Source organism: Arthrobacter sorbitolis, assembly GCF_054510995.1.
Map to the genome: position 1 here is coordinate 630,892 of NZ_JBTNDM010000002.1, position 17,644 is coordinate 648,535.

Sequence of the window (17,644 nt, forward strand, 5' to 3'; positions counted from 1 at the left end):
GTACCGGGAACCATATTCGAAGGTAGCTCCCGTATGCGGACTAGGTCGTCGTCGGAGTCTTCCAACCGGAGGGGATCAGATTTTCGAACATGCCCTGCAGGTCATCGCCGAATGCATTGACGCCGACGATGAGCAGGACGGCGATGAGGCCCGTGAGCATCGCGTACTCGACGGCGGTGGCGCCCGTCTCGTCGCGGCGGAGGCGGGACTGAACGGTGAATCCGAGGGTGTGCAGGGATGCTGCGAGATGCGCGAACATGGAGGACTCCTGAGGACGGTTTGATCGGCTGACCCAGCGCCAGCACTGCCAGAAAATTAGCAACCGCAGATCACGCAGGACCGGATCTGCCCTGATCCTGATCCAACGCTCGCAGAACTGCACGGACCCTGAGCAGAACCTGCGCCTCCGCTGCCCTTAGACGCCTCCGACGGCCCTGTGGAGCGCTACCGGGCCGGCCCTGTGGAGCGCTACCGATACTCCCTAGGTCGGCTGGATACAGCGGGCCGGGACAACGAAGGAAACGTGCCCGGCAGCTCCTGCAACCATCTGGTCGACGGGACGGTTGCAGCCGGCCGGTCGACAGCCTCGGCCCATTTTGACCCACGCCAGTGCGGCACGGTACTCTTGGTAGTCGTTGTGCGTATCCCAGCTCGATACGTCTGCGTCCTTCGGAGCGGTTCAGTTGCAGAACCACCTGGCCCGGGGGCGGAGCCGAGTATTACGGGATAACTGGTCGTATTTCAGCCCTCACCTGAAGTTCCGGTAGCGCATAAATAAGCTGAGCCCGCGGGTACGGATGATTCCGGAGCCAAGGGCGACACCGAAATAGAAACGAAGGCCATAACCGTGCGTACGTACACCCCGAAGCCAGGCGACATCACCCGTCAGTGGCACGTAATCGATGCAACCGACGTCGTCCTGGGTCGCCTTGCCAGCCAGACCGCAATCCTGCTCCGCGGAAAGCACAAGCCGACCTTCGCCCCCCACATGGACATGGGCGATTTCGTCATCATCATCAACGCCGAGAAGGTGGCCCTGACCGGCTCCAAGCTCGAGCAGAAGCGCGCCTACCGCCACTCGGGTTACCCGGGCGGCCTGAAGTCGACCAGCTACGTCGAACTCCTGGACAAGAACCCGGAGCGCGCGGTCGAGAAGGCCATCCGTGGCATGCTCCCCAAGAACTCACTCGCCGCTCAGCAGATCGGCAAGCTGAAGGTCTACCGTGGCGCCGAGCACCCCCATGCGGCGCAGCAGCCCAAGACATACGAAATCACCCAGGTCGCCCAGTAGTCCTGGCCACCAGTACTAAGAAATCACTTCAAGGAGAACCGTGGCTCAGAACACTGAAGAGCTGAATGAACCGACTGAGGAGCTCACGAGCTACACCTCAGAGTCCACCGAAGGCAGCGAGACCGCCGTCAAGGAGCGCCCTGCGCTGACCGTCGGGGGCGGAGCCGTCGGACGCCGCAAGGAAGCTGTCGCCCGCGTGCGCCTCGTCCCCGGCACCGGCAAGTGGATCGTCAACGGGCGCGAGCTCGCCGACTACTTCCCGAACAAGCTGCACCAGCAGGAAGTCAACGACCCCTTCAAGCTCCTCGAGCTCGACGGTGCCTACGACGTCATCGCCCGCATCCACGGTGGTGGACCCTCCGGCCAGGCCGGTGCCCTCCGCCTCGGTGTCGCGCGCACGCTGAACGAGATCGACCGCGAGAACAACCGCCCCGCCCTCAAGAAGGCAGGCTTCCTGACCCGTGACGCCCGCGTCATCGAGCGTAAGAAGGCCGGTCTCAAGAAGGCACGCAAGGCGCCTCAGTACTCCAAGAGGTAATTTTCGCCTACCCCGAGCGGAATCGCAGGCGCGATTCCGCTCGGGTCCCCTCGGCGAAAATCGCCTCTTGGCTCCACGCTCCAAAGCGCGGGCCGGGTGTCAATCTTTCGTCACAGGGGACACGCGCAGATGCCCGTCCGGACTTTCCGGACGGGCATCTTGCTTTAACCTGTTGGGGGACCCGTCTGAGCGGCCCTCGGTACTTCACTTAGGATGATCAACGATGAGCAAATTATTCGGCACCGATGGCGTGCGCGGTCTGGCCAACGGCCTGATCACGGCGGAACTGTCCCTCCAGCTGGCCCAGGCCGCCGCCGTCGTCCTCGGTCACAACGCCGTCGACGGCGGGCGCCGTCCCACCGCGGTGATCGCCCGCGACCCCCGCATCAGCGGGGAGTTCATCGCCGCCGCGGTCGAGGCCGGCCTCGCGAGTTCCGGCGTGGACGTGTACGACGCCGGGGTGCTGCCCACACCGGCCGCGGCCTTCCTCGTCGCCGACCTCGACGCCGACTTCGGCGTCATGATCTCCGCCTCCCACAACCCGGCACCCGACAACGGCATCAAGTTCCTCGCCCGCGGCGGCAACAAGCTCAGCGACGCCCTCGAGGACGCCATCGAGGAGGAGATGGCCAGCCCCAAGCGCCGCCCGGTCGCCGGCGACGTGGGCCGCATCCAGCGCTTCGCAGACGCCGAGGACCGCTACGTGGTCCACCTGCTCAAGACACTGCCCAACCGGCTCGAAGGGCTCAAGGTCGTCATCGACTGCGCCCATGGTGCTGCGAGCGGCTGCTCGCCCGAGGTCTTCCGCAACGCCGGTGCGGACATCGTCGTCATCGGCGCCGACCCCGACGGCGTGAACATCAACGACGGTTACGGCTCCACCCACCTCGGGAAGCTGCAGGAAGCCGTCCTCGAGCACGGTGCGGACCTCGGGATCGCCCACGACGGCGATGCCGACCGCTGCCTCGCCGTGGACCACGAAGGCACGGTGGTCGACGGCGACCAGATCATGGCCGTCATGGCCCTCGCCATGCGGGACGCCGGGAAGCTCAAGGAGGACACGCTCGTGGCCACCGTGATGAGCAACCTCGGGCTGAAGATCGCGCTCCGCGACGCCGGCATCACCATCAAGGAGACCGCGGTCGGGGACCGCTACGTCCTCGAGGGGATGCGCGACGGCGACTACAGCCTCGGAGGCGAGCAGTCCGGCCACGTCATCTTCGCCGACCACGCGACCACGGGCGACGGAGTCCTCACCGGCATCCAGCTCGCGGCACGCATGAACGGGACGGGCAAGAGCCTCAAGGAACTGGCGTCCGTCATGACGAGGCTCCCGCAGGTGCTCGTCAATGTCCGGGGGGTGGACCGCACCGCGGCCAACTCCGACGAGGGTGTGCAGGATGCCGTACGTGAAGCAGAGGCCTCGCTGGGCGAGACCGGCCGCGTGCTGCTGCGTCCCTCCGGTACCGAGCCGGTGGTGCGCGTGATGGTCGAGGCGACCGACATCGGGACCGCCCAGCGCATCGCCGAGGAACTCGCCGCGACGGTCCAGGAACGCCTGTCCCTCGAGCCGGCCGTCTGACGGTCCGGAGACCCGCTCGCCGGCCCGTTCCGCGCGTCGGACTGATGCACTGATGGGCTGACCGACGCTCGTCCCGCAGATCAGGCCGGCGCTGCCGGTAGTGTGCGGCATGGATGTTTTCGCCGCCCTGGGCTTCGGACTCGTCGCCGGACTGGCGCTCGCGATCCCGCTCGGAGCGATCGGCGTGCTCCTCGTGGGGGAGGGCGCGGCCCGGGGGTTCAGGGCCGGACTGCACGCCGCAGCCGCCGTCGCCACGGTCGACGTCCTCTACGCCACCGTGGCCGCAGGTGCCGGCGCTGCGCTCGGCCCCGTCCTCGCCGCCGCGTCCCCATGGCCTGAGGTCGCCGGCGGGCTGGTCCTGCTGGCCCTCGCCGTCCATGGCCTCCGGACAGCACGGCGCACGACGACCGCCGACCCCGGCGCCGATTCCGCGCGACAGCCGACGGGCACCCGCCGGTTCGCGCTCTTCTTCGGGCTCACGGCCCTGAACCCCGCCACCTTCCTGTACTTCGCCTCGCTGCTGACGGGCCTCGCCGGCGTCACCTCGTCCGGCGACCGGATCATCGCCTTCGTCCTCGGTGTCGGCGTCTCGTCCCTGTGCTGGCAGGCGGTCCTCGTGGCCCTCGGCGGACTCCTCGGCCGGGCGACCGGCCGGGGGCTGCGGCGGATCACGCCGATCGTGGGCAACGTGACGATCGGCGCCCTCGGCCTCCTCATCATCGTCCGGGCCCTGACGCACGTCCCGTGACGCCCGGGCCATGCCCGGCTACAGTGCCCGCATGGACACCAGCATCCCGGACGGCACCGAGGACCAGCAGAAGGCGACCCTGCTCCTGTACCTGCGACGACGGCGGGAGGACCTGGTCGCGAAGCTGGAGGGCCTGGGCGAGTACGACATCCGCCGCCCCCTCGTGCCGTCCGGCACCAACCTGCTCGGACTGGTCAAGCATGTGGCATCGGTGCAGCTCGACTACTTCGGGGAGGTCTTCGGGCGCCCGAGCGGACGGCTGCTGCCCTGGCCGGCCGACGACGCCGAGCCGGAGGCGGACATGTGGGCGACGCCCGAGGAGTCCCGCGTTGCCATCCTCGACCTCCATGCCTTCTCGGCCGCCCACAGCGACGCGACCATCACGGCGCTGCCGCTCGACGCCCCCGGTGCCGTGCCGTGGTGGCCCGAGGAACGGCGTGCCGTCACCCTGCACCAGATCCTGGTCCACGTGGTCGCCGAGACCGCCCAGCACGCGGGGCACGCCGACATCCTGCGTGAGCTCATCGACGGATCGATCGGGCGTGGACCGGGCGATCCCGATGTCGGAGCGCTCACCCCCGAGGACCGCACCGCCCACGCACTGCGCGTCGACGCCGCCGCCCGTGCAGCGGCGGGCCGGAAGGGCTGAACCGCTCCAGGGGCCCGGCCGATCGCCCGTCAGTCCACGCGGGCGATGCCGCTGCGGACGCAGGACGAGACCTGCGCCCGGCACGGCCTGTCGCAGCCCGCAACGCGCGAGGAGCCGTCCAGCAGGCGCGCGACGGCGGCGTCGTACCGCGACAGCGCGATCTCGGCGATCACCGGGCTCGGGAGCAGCGGGGCGCTCACGACGTCGGCGCCGGCCTTCGCCAACTGGTCGTGGAAGTAACCCGGGGCCAGCAGGTAGGACGCCACCGCGACCGGTGACTGCCCCGACGTCCGTTGGGCCAGGACGGCGTCAGGGACGGACGGGACGGCCTTCGAGCCGAACCCTGCCCGCACCCGGCCCGTCCTGAGCTCCGCGAGGACCGCCTGCACCTCGGCGACGTCCTCGGCGGCACAGGCGTCGGAGGACCCCGCGGCGGCGAGCACCACGGGGTCCGCGCCGGCCACGCCCGCCTCGGTGAGCCGCTGCTGGAGCACCCGGGCGAGCCGCGGGTCCGGGCCCAGCGGCAGGGCCGAGACCGTTCCGGGCCTGCTTGCCGCCGCCCGGGCGATGTCCACCTTGACGTGGTACCCGACGGAGAGCAGGAGCGGCACGATGACGGCCGGACGGCCCGCCGGCAGGGAAGCGACCACGTCCACGAGGTCCGGCTGCTGCACGTCCACATAGGCCTCGCGGACCTCGACCCCCGGACGGAGCGCCTGGATCCCCGCACGCACGGCGTCGATCTCCCGCCGACCCTGGGCGTTGTCGGTGCCATGGGAGCAGGCGATGAGGACGGGGAGGCCGTCGGGTACCCGGGTCACGGTCATGCCAGCCATTGAAGCACCGTCCACCGCTCAGGCGGCAACGTCGACCTCGACGACCCCGTCGACGCACCGCACCGGATAGGCGCGGAGGCCCTCGCCCCCGGACAGGCATGCCCCGCTCACCAGGTCGTAGACCTCCTTGTGGAGGGGCGAGGCGATGGTGGGTGCCGTTCCCCGTGACCCGACGATCCCCCGCGCCATGACGGCCGCGCGCGTCCGCGGATCGATGTTGCCGAGGGCGTGCACCTGGTCGCCGGGCAGCCGGAACAGGGCGATCTGCTCCTGGCCCACCAGCGCCGCCTCACCCCAGCACTCCTCGAGGTCGTCGAGGCGGCAGACGGCGACCCAGGTGGTGTTCGAGGGGGCAGGACGCTGCAGGATGAGCTCGGTCATGGCGTTCTCCTCGGTGGCTGATGCGTTCCTGCAACGCTAGGCCGCCGACGTGTCGTCGAGGTCCCGGCGCTGTTGCGCCGCGGTAACGACCGCCTCACGGTCGAGGCGCCGGTCCGTGAGCCCGAAGTTAACCTTGCGACACATCGGCGACACATGCGGGAAATTGCCTGTTCGTACCGTGGAGGGAGAGCAGCGGGAGCGCCCCGGTCCGGACGGAAGGCACCACATGAGCGAGACCCGATCACCCCGGCACGCCGAGGCGGGTGCCGCGCCACGGGAACGGCGCATCGTCGTCGTGGGCGGCGGGCCTGCCGCCCACCGGTTCGTCGAGGCGCTGTGGCGGCGCGGAACCGACGGACTGCACCTCACGGTGCTGACCGAGGAGGCCTACGCACCCTACGATCGCGTGGCGCTGAGCAGCGCGCTGACCGGTGACGTGGACCTCGGCCTCGGGGAGCCGCTCATGTGGCGGGAACCGGCGATCCGGCTCGTGACGGGGGAGCGGGCGGTCCGCCTCGACCTCGCGGCACGCTGCGTCCAGGGTGCGTCGGGGGAGAAGTACGCCTACGACGACGTCGTGCTGGCCACAGGATCGGACGCCGTGCGCCTGCCCCTGCCGGGTGGCGAGCACGCAGCCGTCTACCGCACCCTCGACGACGTGCAGTGGCTGCGCTCCGAGACGGCCCGGCTCGCGGCCGGCCTCGGCAGGGAACCCCGCGCCGTCGTCATCGGCGGCGGGCTCCTCGGCCTCGAGGCCGCCGGCGGGCTCCAGCAGCTCGGTGCCACATCCACCGTGGTGAACCGTGCCGGCTGGCTCATGAATGCGCAGCTCGACCAGGGCGGCGGCCAGGCGCTCGGCAGGCTGATCCGCGCGAAGGGACTGGGGATCCACTGCGGAGGCTCGCCCGTCGCCATCGAGACGGACGACGCCGGCGACGTCACCGGCGTGGCACTGAGCGACGGGGCCGTCCTCCCGGCGGACCTCGTGGTGTTCGCCGTCGGGATCCGGCCACGCGACGAACTCGCCCGGGATGCAGGGCTCGAGGTGGCACCCCGCGGCGGCGTGGTGATCGGCGCGGCATGCGAGACGGCGATGCCGGGTGTGTGGGCGATCGGGGAGGTGGCGAGCTACGAGGGCGTCAGCATGGGCCTGGTAGCCCCGGCGAACGCCATGGCGGAGGTCTGCGCGGACGGCATCCTCGGAGGGCTCTCCACCTTCCCCGGGTTCGACACCGCCACCAAGCTCAAGCTCTCGGGCGTCGAGGTCGCGAGCTTCGGGGACGCGCTCGCGGAGACGGACGGCAGCCTCGAGATCGTCTACGCCGACCCCGCCAGGGGGCTGTACCAGAAGCTCGTGGTCACCGACGACGCCAGGACGCTCCTCGGCGGCATCTTCGTGGGCGACGCCGCGCCGTACTCCGCGCTGCGACCGCTGCTGGGACGTGAACTGCCCGCCGAACCCGGCGCCTACCTCTCCTCTGCCGCGGGAGGCGACGCCCCGCCGTCCGACCTGCCCGACGACGTCATCCTCTGCTCCTGCAACAACGTGACCGCAGGCGCCTGCCGGTCCGCGGTCCACGGGCTCGGCGCGGACGGATCAGCCGCGGAGCCGGCGCTCGACATGCCGTCCCTCAAGGCGTGCTCACGCGCCGGGACGCAGTGCGGCTCCTGCGTCCCCATGCTCAAGAAGCTGCTCGACAGCGAACTCACGAAGGCCGGACGCGCCGTCCCGAAGGGCATCTGCGAGCACTTCGCGATGTCGCGGCCCGAACTGTTCGAAGCCATCCAGGCCCTCGACCTGGCGTCCTTCCAGGAGGTCCTCCGCCGGTTCGGGGCATCGGAGGAGGCGAAGGCCGGCCACGGCTGCGACATCTGCAAGCCGGCCATCGGCTCCATCCTCGCCACCCAGCGCGGCGAATACGTGCTCGACGGCGGGCGGGGGACCCTGCAGGACACCAACGACCGCGCGCTCGCGAACATGCAGCGCAACGGCACCTACTCCGTGGTGCCCCGTATCCCCGGCGGCGAGATCACGCCGCAGAAGCTCGCGGTCATCGCGCAGGTCGCCGAGCAGTTCGGCCTGTACGTGAAGCTGACCGGCGCCCTGCGGATCGACCTCTTCGGGGCCCGGCTGGAGCAGTTGCCGGAGATCTGGAAGATCCTCGTCGAGGCCGGGTTCGAGTCCGGCCAGGCCTACGGCAAGGCGCTGCGGAACGTGAAGTCCTGCGTGGGCTCGACCTGGTGCCGGTTCGGTGTGCAGGACTCCGTGGCCATGGCGATCGACCTGGAGCTGCGGTACCGCGGGCTGCGGGCCCCGCACAAGTTCAAGATGGGCGTGTCGGGGTGCGCCCGCGAGTGCGCGGAGGCCCGGAGCAAGGACGTCGGCGTGATCGCCACCGACCAGGGCTGGAACCTCTACGTCGGAGGGAACGGCGGCTTCCAGCCCGCCCACGCCCAGCTCCTCGCCCAGGACCTCGACGGCGAGACCCTCATCCGGTACATCGACCGCTACCTCATGTACTACATCCGCACCGCGGACCGGATGCAGCGGACCGCGCGCTGGATGGACGACCTCGACGGCGGCCTCGACCACGTGCGCGACGTCGTCATCGGGGACTCGCTCGGGATCGCCGCTGACCTCGAGGCCGCGATGGCCCGCCACGTCGAGCACTACGAGGACGAGTGGGCTGCGACCCTCAAGGACCCGGACAGGCTCCGCCGCTTCCGGTCCTTCGTCAACGCCCCGGACGCCGCCGACCAGTCGATCGTCCTCGTCGAGGAGCGCGGCCAGCGCCGCCCCGCCACGCAGGAGGAGATCGACGCCGGAGCCGCACGCGTGGGTCTGGGAACAGTGATCCCCGTCCGCGTCCCGACGGGGCCGGCAACAGGAAACCTGGAGGGCTGAGCCGTGCACCTCGACATCGACCTGACCGGACGCCGCGTGGTGGTCCTCGGCTCCGCGGGCGCGGCACGGCGGATCGTCGCCCGGTACCGCGCCTCCGGCGCCGACGTCGACCGTTTCGACACGGTCGCGTCCGCCCTCGGCGCGCTCGACGGCGCCACCCTCGTCGTCCGGGTGGAGGGCGCGAGCACGCCGCCGCCCGGCTTCGGCCTGATCGACGGACGCCATGGCGCCGGAGACACCGCAGGCACCGCAGGCACCGCAGGCACAGGAAGCACAGGAGGACCCGGCGGGCCCGAGGGCACCGACGGGGTTCCCCGCCACGACGGGAACAGGCCGGGGCGCGGGGACGACGCCGACGAGACCCTGCGTCGGCGGTGCCGGGAGGCCGGCGCGCTCCTGACCCGGGAGCCGGCCGCATCCGACACCGGGCACGTGAGCCTGGTCGGCGGCGGACCCGGCGCGCGGGGACTCCTGACCCTCGACGCTGCAGCCGCGCTGAAGGACGCCGACGTCGTCCTCTACGACCGCCTCGGGCCCACGGAGTCCCTGGCCGAGCTCGCACCGTCCGCGGAGCTCATCGACGTCGGGAAACTGCCGGGGCACCACCGGGTACCGCAGGCCGGCATCAACGCCCTCCTCGTGCAGCACGCCCTCGCGGGGCGGCACGTCGTGCGGCTGAAGGGCGGTGACCCCTTCGTGTTCGGACGCGGCAGCGAGGAGCTCGCCGCGTGCCTCGAGGCGCGCGTGCCCTGCACGGTGCTGCCGGGGATCAGCTCGTCGATCGCCGTCCCGGCGGCTGCGGGCATCCCCGTCACGCACCGCGGCGTCAGCCACCTCTTCACCGTGGTCTCCGGGCACGCGCCGCTGACCGACGAGGAGCATCTGCACCTCGCGGGCCTCGGTGGGACCATCGTGGTCCTCATGGGCGTCTCGACGCTGCCGCAGCTCGTCGCCGGTCTCGGCCGGGCGGGGATGCGCCAGGACATGCCTGTCGCCGTCGTCGAGCGCGGGTACAGCGCGTCGCAGCGGACGACGTCGGGGACACTGTCCACGATCGTCACGGCGGCGGGCGTGGCCCGCTGCCAGTCGCCCGCGGTCCTGGTCATCGGCGAGGTGGTGCGCGTGGGCCTCGAGTTGCAGGGCAGTGCCGCGCACCTCGCACGGCTCACCGAGTCGCTGGCATCATGACCGAGGCCATCCGTTCCGACGGACCCGGGGGCCAGCTGGCCGGATTCCGTATCGGCGTGACGTCGGACCGCCGGTCGGGCGACCTGATCGACGCGCTCGAGCGGCGGGGCGCGTCCGTCTTCCACGCACCGGCGCTGAAGATCGCGCCGATCGCGGAGGACGTGGTGCTCCTCGCGGACACGGCGGCCGTCGTGCAGGCCCGCCCCGACCTCTTCATCATCACCACCGCGTACGGGATGCGCCGCTGGTTCGAGGCCGCCGACGCCGCAGGACTGGGCGACGACCTCCTCGACGTCCTCGGGAACGGCAGGATCTACGTCCGCGGCCCGAAGGCCAGGGGGGCGGTGCGTGCGGCAGGGCTGGACGACGCCGGCATCAGTTCCGACGAGACGACGGCGACCCTCGTGGACCAGCTGCTGCAGGAGGACCTCGCGGGCCTCACGATCGGCGTCCAGCTGCATGCCTACGCGGACGAGCACCAGCTCGAACGGCTCCGGGACGCCGGCGCCACGCTGCTCACCGTCACGCCCTACCGGTGGATCAAGCCGGAGGGCTCCGAACGCCTGCCCCGCCTCATCGAGGCGGTGTGCACCGGGCAGCTCGACTGCGTCACCTTCACGAGCGCGCCGGCGGTCGACGCCCTGTTCAGCACCGCGGCCGAGCAGGGCATGCACGAGGACCTCGTGCACAGGTTCCGGCACGGCGTCCTCGCCGCCGCCGTCGGCCCCGTGACGGCGCAGCCGCTGCTCGATGCCGGCATCACGCCGATCGTCCCCGAGCGGTTCCGCATGGGCGCGCTGATCCGCCTCGTCTGCGACCACCTCGCCGAGCACCACGTGGAGCATCTCCGCACACGCTCCGGTCAGGTGGAGGTGCGGGGACGGTCCGTGCGGGTGGACGACACCCGGGTGGACCTCGCACCCGCGCAGCTGGTGCTCTTCAAGGCCCTGCTGTCGGCGCGCGGCGCGGTGCTGAGCCGGGAAGCCCTGACGAACCTCCTCACCCCCACCGGTGCGGGCCACGCCCTCGACATGAGCGTCAACCGCCTGCGGAAGTCACTGCCCGACCCCGCCCTGATCGAGACCGTCGTCAAGCGCGGGTACCGACTGAACGTCTGACCCGCACAGCGTCGGGTCGCGATGCGACTGCCCCGGTCCTCCGGCCGTGCTGTCAGCCGTGTCATGGTGCGACCGACGCGGCGCCCTGGCTGCCGGGCCGTGACCCGCCTCGCGATGCGCCTGCCCCGGTCCTCCGGCTGACGGCCCGTGACCCGCTTCACGATGCGACGGCCGCGGCGAAGTGCTGTTCGATGACGGCCCGGATGCCGTCGTGGCACCCGCCGCAGCCGGTGCCGGCCCGGGTGACGGTGGAGACGTCCTGCACGGAGGCGCAGCCGGCCGCGACGGAGTCCTGGACCGTACCCCGGGTGACTCCCGCGCACCGGCACAGGGTGGCAGCCGGTCCGGGCGGCGATGCGGTCAGCAGCCCCTCGGCGCTGTCGAGCCGCAGCAGGCTGGAGCGGTCCGCCGGGAGCTCGCTGCCCCGCTCGAACAGGAGGACCAGTTCGGCGCCTGTGCGCGGCATCCCCACGCAGACGAGGCCGGTCAGGACCCCGTCGCGTGTGACCATCTTCGCGTAGCGGCCGTGCCCCGGGTCGGCCCACTCCGCCACCGTGAGTCCGGGCTCCACCGTCCAGGGATCGGCGTCCGTCTCACCGGCGACCACGGCGTCGACACCCCGGGCCTTCAGCACGACGACGGGGTCGCGCCGCACGCCGGGTCCCTGGCCGGGTGCGGGTCGGAGCCCGGTCGCGGGCCCGCTCCCGTCGCCCGACAGCTCCGCCACGAAGGCGGCCCCGACGTCGTCCGCCTGCTGCCAGCCCGGACCGATGAGGCCCTGGGGTGCGGTGGCGCCCGCGCACGCCCTGCAGGAGCTGCGGAGGCAGCACACCTCCGCGCAGTCGCCGACGGCCCAGATGTCGTCCATGCCCACCGCGCGCAGCGTGTGGTCCACGAGGATGCCGTCCGCGACCGCCAGGTCGCAGCCCTCGGCGAGCTCCGTCCGCGGACGCACGCCGCAGGCGAGCACGAGCGCACCGCCGTCGACCCGGGGGCCGCCCTCCAGGCGGACACCCGCGAAGTGCCCGTCCTCCAGCTCGATCCCCGTGGACGTGCCGGCCACGACGGTGATGCCGGCCTGTCGCAGCGCCGTCGCCAGGACCCGCGACCCGTCCCCGAGGAGCCGCTCCATGGGGGAGCGGCCGTGATGTACGAGGGTCACGCGCCCGCCCTCCTCCGCCGCGGCGAGGGCCGCCTCGATGCCGAGGATGCCGCCGCCCAGCACCACGATCCGCTGCTGCGCGGCGAGCGCGGCGGCCACGGTCCGGGCATCGGAGAGGTCGCGGAGGAAGCTGACGCCGGGCGGGAGCTGGTGCGTGTCGTCGGACCCGGCCGGCCCCTCCAGCCCCGTCAGCCGCGGACGGACGGGCCGCGACCCTGTCGCAAGGACCAGCCGGTCGTAGTCGACCGCTTCGCCGTCGGTCAGCAGCACGCGCCGGAAGGGCCGGTCGATCCGGTCGACCCGGACGCCGAGGCGCACGTCGACGCCCGTCGCGCGGAGGGAGTCCGCCTCCGCGAGCCCGATGGCGGCCTCGCGGGTACGGCCGACCGCGACGTCGGCGACGAGCACCCGGTTGTAGGCGGCGTCGGGCTCCTGTCCGAGAACGGTCAGGGCGACCCGTCCTGCGGCGACGAGGGGCTCGAGGTGTTCGACGAGCCGCGCTGCGACGGGCCCGAAGCCGACGACGACGACGCGGGACGGGACGAAGGGCTCGGAGGGGTTCATGCGAGGACCTCGAGTCCGTCGGCGTGCAGGGGATCGACGGCGGCCAGGCGCGCCACGCCGACGGGCGTCGTCTTGAACTCCGGCATGCCCGACACCGGGTCGGTGCTGCGGCCCGTCAGGCGGTTCGCGGAGCCGGCGTCCGCGAAGTGGAAGGCCAGGAAGACCGTGTCCTGGCGGATGTCGGGGGTCAGGTCCGCCAGCGCCCGGGCCTCGCCCTGGGCACTCGTCACCACCACGGGGTCGCCCTGTGCGATGCCGAGGTCCTGTGCCGTGGACGGGTGGAGCTGGAGCCGTGCGGCCGGCTGCGCCGCGAGCAGTGCCGGGACGCGGCGTGTCTGGGTGCCCGACTGGTAGTGCTCGAGGAGCCGGCCCGTGGCCAGGAGCAGCGGGGCGGGCACGCGTGCTGCGGTGGTGTCGGCTCGCGGGACGACGGGGACCAGGACGGCGCGCCCGCCGGCGTGGGCGAAGACGTCGAGGAACAGCCGCGGCGTCCCCGTGCTGCCCGCCGGGTACGGCCAGTACGCGGGGCCGGGGCCGTCGAGCACGCCGTAGTCGAGACCCGAGTAGTCGGCGAGGCCGCCGGCGCTGGCGCGGGCGAGTTCGTCGAACATGGTGGACGGGTCCTCGCTGAACAGGGAGGGCGCCTCGAGCAGGCGCGCGAGCTCCTGCATGATCCACAGCTCGCTGCGGGCACCCGGGGGCGGCTCGACAGCCGGGCGCCGGCGCAGGACCCTGCCCTCCAGGTTCGTCACCGTGCCCTCCTCCTCGGCCCACTGCAGGACCGGCAGGACGACGTCGGCCAGTGCGGCGGTCTCCGACAGGAAGAAGTCGGACACGACGAGGAGGTCGAGGGAGCGCAGGCCGTCGATCACCGTCGCGGCGTCGGGCGCGGAGACCGCGACGTTCGCGCCGTGCACGAAGAGGCAGCGCGTGCCGTCGGGCCGGCCGAGCGAGGCGAGGAGTTCGACGGCGGGGAGCCCCGGCCCGGGGATCGCCTCCTCCGGGACGCCCCAGACACCGGCGACGTGGGCCCGTGCCGCCGGGTCGGTGATCTTCCGGTAGCCGGGCAGCTGGTCGGCCTTCTGCCCGTGCTCCCGGCCGCCCTGGCCGTTGCCCTGGCCCGTGAGGGTCCCGTAGCCGCTGTGCGCGGTGCCCGGCAGGCCCAGGAGCAGCGCGAGGTTGATCGCGGCCGTCGTGGTGTCGGTGCCGTCCGCATGCTGCTCGATCCCCCGGCCGGTCAGGATGTAGGCTCCCTGGCCGCACTCGGCGCCACGTCGCGCACCGGCGGCGAGGAGCCTCGCCACCGCACGCAGGGAGGCGGCGGGGACACCCGTGATGCCCTGCACACGTTCGGGCCACCACCGCGCGAGGCCGCGCGTGACGCCGTCGTACCCGCTGGTCCGCGCGTCGAGGAAGCGGCGGTCCTCGAGTCCCTCGGCCACCACGATGTGGGCCAGGCCGAGGAGCAGGACGAGGTCGGTGCCGGGTGTGGGCTGGAGGTGGACGCCCCTGCCCTGGTCGGTGAGGCGTGCGGTCGCCGAACGCCGGGGGTCGACGACGACCAGGCCGCCCGCGGCCTGCGCGCCCCGCAGATGCTGGACGAAGGGCGGCATGGTGTCCGCCGCGTTCGAGCCGAGGAGCAGGACCACGGAGGCGGCACCGAGGTCCTCGAGGGGGAAGGGGAGTCCGCGGTCCACGCCGAACGCCCGGTTGCCCGCGGCGGCCGCCGACGACATGCAGAACCGTCCATTGTAGTCGATGCGGGACGTCCGCAGGGCGAGGCGGGCGAACTTGCCGAGGGTGTAGGCCTTCTCGTTGGTGAGTCCGCCGCCGCCGAACACCGCGACGGCGTCCCGGCCGTGCCGGGCCTGGATGCCCCGGACACGGTCGCTGACGAGGTGCAGGACGGTGTCCCAGGCGGCTTCCCGCAGGACGCCGTCGGCGTCCCGGAGGAGCGGTGCGGTGAGGCGGTCGGGGTGGTCGAGCAGCTCGGCGGCGGACCAGCCCTTGCGGCACAGTCCGCCCTTGTTGGTCGGGAAGTCGCGCGCGTCGACGGACGCACCGCCGTCGGTGCCCGCGGTGACCGTCATGGCGCACTGGAGGGCGCAGTAGGGGCAGTGCGTGTGCTGTCCGGTCCCTGCCTGCTGCATCGGTCAGACCTTGCCGAGGGTCGAGGAGCGGCGGAGGTAGAAGAACCAGGTGACGGCGAGCATCAGGACGTACCCGCCGACGAAGCCGTAGAACGCTCCGTCGTAGCTGCCCGAGGCGCCCTTCGAGGCGTTGAGGACCTGGGGGATGAGGAAGCCGCCGTAGGCGCCGACCGCCGAGATCAGCCCGAGGGCGGCGGCGGACTTGCGGGCGGTGCTCACCGATTCGCGGAGTTCGGACCCTGCCGCGGCTCCACGCCGGGCGAAGATCACGGGGATCATGCGGTAGGTCGCTCCATTGCCTGCACCGGCCGCTGCGAAGAGGACGAGGAAGAGGCCGAGGAAGAGCCAGAAGTTCGAGAGGGGCAGCGTCCACACGACGGCCAGGGCGATCGCGGCCATGACCGCGAAGGCGCACACGGTGATCGCTGCTCCACCGAAGCGGTCGGCGAGGCGGCCGCCGAAGGGCCGGGCGAGCGATCCGACGAGGGGGCCGAGGAACGCGAGGGACAGCGTGGCGGGCCCCATGGCGATCGTCGAGAAGGCGGGGAAGGAATCGACGATCAGCTTCGGGAAGACCCCGGCGAACCCGATGAACGACCCGAACGTCCCGATGTAGAGCAGCGCCATGATCCACAGGTGCGGTTCCCGGACGGCCGCCAGCGACCCCGCGAGATCGCTCCTGGCGCTGGACAGGTTGTCCATGAACTTCCACGCACCGAAGGCGGCGGCGAGGATCAGGGGCACCCAGATCCAGCCGGCGAGGGGCAGGTCCAGTGTCGCAGCGGCGCCGAGGGCGACGACGATGGGCACCACCAGTTGCGCGACGGCGGCACCGAGGTTGCCGCCGGCCGCGTTCAGGCCGAGCGCCCACCCCTTCTCCCGGGCGGGGAAGAAGAACGTGATGTTCGCCATCGAGCTCGCGAAGTTTCCGCCGCCGAAGCCTGCCAGCGCCGCGACGGCGAGCATCACCCCGAACGGGGTCTCGGGGTTGGAGACGCACAGGCCGAGGCCGATGGTCGGGATCAGCAGGAGCAGGGCGGAGACGATGGTCCAGTTCCTGCCACCCAGCCTCGGCACCATGAACGTGTAGGGGATGCGCAGCGTCGCGCCGACGAGGGACGGCATGGAGATGAGCCAGAAGATCTGCGAGGTGGAGAAGGTGAAGCCCGCCGCCGGCAGGTACACCACGACGATCGACCACAGCTGCCAGACCACGAATCCGAGGAACTCGCAGGCGATCGACCACTGCAGGTTGCGCCGGGCGATGGACTTGCCGCCGCTGTTCCACTGGGTGGTGTCCTCGGCGTCCCAGTTGTCGATCCACCGGCCGGGGCGGTGGACCAGCGGGGGAGCGCTCGCGACAGGTGCGGGGGCCGCTGTCGCCAGGGCGGGGGATGCTGCTTCGTCGATGCTCACGGAAGTCCTCCAGGGGCTGGTGTGGCTGCTTCCCTCCGAGGCTAGTGAGCGCGCGTTTCCGTCCCCTGCGTGCTGCGTAAACGATCCGTGACGTTCACCTATCCGTGCCGGGTCGGCGCCGTGAGGTCGCGCTCCTTCCGGACCGGATGCGGGCCGGGAGGTCGTCCGGGTCCGCCGGCAGGCCCGGGTCGCGGGAGCGCGGTGTTGCGGACCACCCGGTGGCGGGTGATGCTGGCCTCCTGGCGCGGCGATGCGCCGACGGTGGGGATTCGACGACGGAGGCGGACGATGCACGCAACGGACTCACGGTTTCATGGATGGGCACGATCATGAGGGTGCTGGTCACGGGGTCGGCCGAGGGCCTCGGCCTGGCCGCGGCGGAGACGCTCCTGGAGCAGGGCCACGGCGTCGTGGTGCACGCGCGCACCGAGGACCGTGCCGCAGGTCTCGCCTCCCTGACGTCGCGGGGTGCCGGGCTGGTCGTGGGGGATCTCGAGGATCGGGACGCCGTGGCACGTATCGCTGCCAACCTGAACAGCGCGGAGCCGCTGGACGCCGTGATCCACAATGCCGGCGTCTGGAGCGGCGACGCCGTGATGCCCGTGAACGTGATCGCGCCGTACCTGCTCACGGCCCTGCTCGACGCTCCGCGACGCCATGTCTACCTCAGCAGTGGCTCGCACTACGGCGGGCGTCCGGCGCTCGAGGGAGTGGACTGGCGCGGTGACGTGCCCGGGTCCTACAGCGACAGCAAGCTCTTCGTCACGGCTTTCGTCGCAGCGCTGGCCCGGGTGCGCCCCGACCTGCTGGCCGCGGCCGTCGATCCCGGCTGGGTCCCTACGCGGATGGGCGGTCCGAACGCGCCCGACGACCTGGACCTCGGTCACCGGACGCAGGTGTGGCTGGCGACGAGCGACGACCCGGAGGCCCTGGCGAGCGGCGGGTACTGGTACCACCGGAGGCGCCGCGAGCCGCACGACGCCGTACACGACAACGGGTTCCAGGACGATCTGCTCCGGGTGCTGGCCGAGGAGACAGGAGTGGCCCTGCCCGGCGGTGGAGGTCGGTAGGAGGTCGGCAGGAGGTCGGTAGGAGATCAGGAGAGGTCGGCAGGGG

The 17,644-nt window shown here is 71.8% G+C and carries 15 protein-coding genes; 9 read left to right on the forward strand and 6 right to left on the reverse strand.

Features of this window, described 5'->3' with window-relative positions:
• Nucleotides 1-40 precede the first annotated feature (40 nt).
• Complete coding sequence (locus ACX80K_RS07685; RefSeq protein WP_459271241.1) at nt 41-259, reverse strand: Flp family type IVb pilin; 219 nt, start codon at nt 257-259, stop codon at nt 41-43.
• 588 nt (nt 260-847) lie between these two features.
• Here ACX80K_RS07685 and rplM point away from each other — a divergent pair.
• The 5 genes from rplM (at nt 848) to ACX80K_RS07710 (ending at nt 4,808) form a co-directional block, all read left to right on the forward strand.
• Nucleotides 848-1,291, forward strand: coding sequence for a 50S ribosomal protein L13 (rplM, locus tag ACX80K_RS07690; protein WP_104179282.1), 444 nt, complete (start codon nt 848-850; stop codon nt 1,289-1,291).
• Nucleotides 1,292-1,331: 40 nt separating this feature from the next.
• Entirely contained in the window at nt 1,332-1,829 is a 498-nt protein-coding gene (rpsI, locus tag ACX80K_RS07695) for a 30S ribosomal protein S9 (protein WP_055768155.1), read from the forward strand.
• Between the two features lie 223 nt (nt 1,830-2,052).
• Complete coding sequence (gene glmM, locus ACX80K_RS07700) at nt 2,053-3,411, forward strand: phosphoglucosamine mutase (RefSeq protein ID WP_459271242.1); 1,359 nt, start codon at nt 2,053-2,055, stop codon at nt 3,409-3,411.
• A 109-nt stretch (nt 3,412-3,520) separates the two neighbouring features.
• Nucleotides 3,521-4,159 (forward strand): LysE family transporter, encoded by a 639-nt coding sequence (locus ACX80K_RS07705; RefSeq protein ID WP_459271243.1) that lies wholly within the window; start codon nt 3,521-3,523, stop codon nt 4,157-4,159.
• A 31-nt stretch (nt 4,160-4,190) separates the two neighbouring features.
• Entirely contained in the window at nt 4,191-4,808 is a 618-nt protein-coding gene (locus tag ACX80K_RS07710; RefSeq protein ID WP_459271244.1) for a DinB family protein, read from the forward strand.
• Between the two features lie 29 nt (nt 4,809-4,837).
• Here ACX80K_RS07710 and ACX80K_RS07715 read toward each other — a convergent pair whose 3' ends face one another.
• Together ACX80K_RS07715 and nirD are read right to left on the reverse strand one after the other, a co-directional pair.
• Complete coding sequence (locus ACX80K_RS07715; RefSeq protein ID WP_459271245.1) at nt 4,838-5,644, reverse strand: sirohydrochlorin chelatase; 807 nt, start codon at nt 5,642-5,644, stop codon at nt 4,838-4,840.
• Between the two features lie 18 nt (nt 5,645-5,662).
• On the reverse strand, nt 5,663-6,025 hold the full coding sequence (gene nirD, locus ACX80K_RS07720) for a nitrite reductase small subunit NirD (RefSeq protein ID WP_459271246.1): 363 nt from the start codon (nt 6,023-6,025) through the stop codon (nt 5,663-5,665).
• 226 nt (nt 6,026-6,251) lie between these two features.
• On the opposite strand from nirD, the gene nirB reads away from it, so the two are divergent.
• From nirB to ACX80K_RS07735, 3 genes are read left to right on the forward strand one after another with little or no spacing between them, the layout of a single operon-like run.
• A complete protein-coding gene (gene nirB / locus ACX80K_RS07725; RefSeq protein WP_459271247.1) occupies nt 6,252-8,930 on the forward strand; it encodes a nitrite reductase large subunit NirB in 2,679 nt (892 codons plus the stop codon).
• 3 nt (nt 8,931-8,933) lie between these two features.
• Nucleotides 8,934-10,118, forward strand: coding sequence for a uroporphyrinogen-III C-methyltransferase (cobA, locus tag ACX80K_RS07730; RefSeq protein WP_459271248.1), 1,185 nt, complete (start codon nt 8,934-8,936; stop codon nt 10,116-10,118).
• Nucleotides 10,115-11,236, forward strand: coding sequence for a uroporphyrinogen-III synthase (locus ACX80K_RS07735; RefSeq protein WP_459271249.1), 1,122 nt, complete (start codon nt 10,115-10,117; stop codon nt 11,234-11,236). The genes cobA and ACX80K_RS07735 overlap by 4 nt, the downstream gene beginning before the upstream one ends.
• 157 nt (nt 11,237-11,393) lie before the next feature.
• On the opposite strand, the gene ACX80K_RS07740 is transcribed toward ACX80K_RS07735, so the two are convergent.
• From ACX80K_RS07740 to ACX80K_RS07750, 3 genes are read right to left on the reverse strand one after another with little or no spacing between them, the layout of a single operon-like run.
• Entirely contained in the window at nt 11,394-12,962 is a 1,569-nt protein-coding gene (locus tag ACX80K_RS07740) for an FAD-dependent oxidoreductase (RefSeq protein ID WP_459271250.1), read from the reverse strand.
• Nucleotides 12,959-15,112: a molybdopterin oxidoreductase family protein gene (locus ACX80K_RS07745; RefSeq protein ID WP_459271251.1), complete on the reverse strand. Its 2,154-nt coding sequence runs from the start codon at nt 15,110-15,112 to the stop codon at nt 12,959-12,961. The genes ACX80K_RS07740 and ACX80K_RS07745 overlap by 4 nt, the downstream gene beginning before the upstream one ends.
• A gap of 3 nt (nt 15,113-15,115) precedes the next feature.
• Entirely contained in the window at nt 15,116-16,528 is a 1,413-nt protein-coding gene (locus tag ACX80K_RS07750) for an MFS transporter (RefSeq protein ID WP_459271252.1), read from the reverse strand.
• A gap of 317 nt (nt 16,529-16,845) precedes the next feature.
• Here ACX80K_RS07750 and ACX80K_RS07755 point away from each other — a divergent pair, with 317 nt between their 5' ends.
• On the forward strand, nt 16,846-17,598 hold the full coding sequence (locus ACX80K_RS07755; RefSeq protein WP_459271253.1) for an SDR family NAD(P)-dependent oxidoreductase: 753 nt from the start codon (nt 16,846-16,848) through the stop codon (nt 17,596-17,598).
• Nucleotides 17,599-17,644 lie beyond the last annotated feature (46 nt).

Coding starts and splice junctions, on each gene's coding strand:
- ACX80K_RS07685 (WP_459271241.1), bottom strand. CDS start 259: ATGTTCGCGCATCTCGCAGCATCCCTGCACACCCTCGGATTCACCGTT.
- glmM (WP_459271242.1), top strand. CDS start 2,053: ATGAGCAAATTATTCGGCACCGATGGCGTGCGCGGTCTGGCCAACGGC.
- ACX80K_RS07705 (WP_459271243.1), top strand. CDS start 3,521: ATGGATGTTTTCGCCGCCCTGGGCTTCGGACTCGTCGCCGGACTGGCG.
- ACX80K_RS07710 (WP_459271244.1), top strand. CDS start 4,191: ATGGACACCAGCATCCCGGACGGCACCGAGGACCAGCAGAAGGCGACC.
- ACX80K_RS07715 (WP_459271245.1), bottom strand. CDS start 5,644: ATGGCTGGCATGACCGTGACCCGGGTACCCGACGGCCTCCCCGTCCTC.
- nirD (WP_459271246.1), bottom strand. CDS start 6,025: ATGACCGAGCTCATCCTGCAGCGTCCTGCCCCCTCGAACACCACCTGG.
- nirB (WP_459271247.1), top strand. CDS start 6,252: ATGAGCGAGACCCGATCACCCCGGCACGCCGAGGCGGGTGCCGCGCCA.
- ACX80K_RS07735 (WP_459271249.1), top strand. CDS start 10,115: ATGACCGAGGCCATCCGTTCCGACGGACCCGGGGGCCAGCTGGCCGGA.
- ACX80K_RS07740 (WP_459271250.1), bottom strand. CDS start 12,962: ATGAACCCCTCCGAGCCCTTCGTCCCGTCCCGCGTCGTCGTCGTCGGC.
- ACX80K_RS07745 (WP_459271251.1), bottom strand. CDS start 15,112: ATGCAGCAGGCAGGGACCGGACAGCACACGCACTGCCCCTACTGCGCC.
- ACX80K_RS07755 (WP_459271253.1), top strand. CDS start 16,846: ATGGGCACGATCATGAGGGTGCTGGTCACGGGGTCGGCCGAGGGCCTC.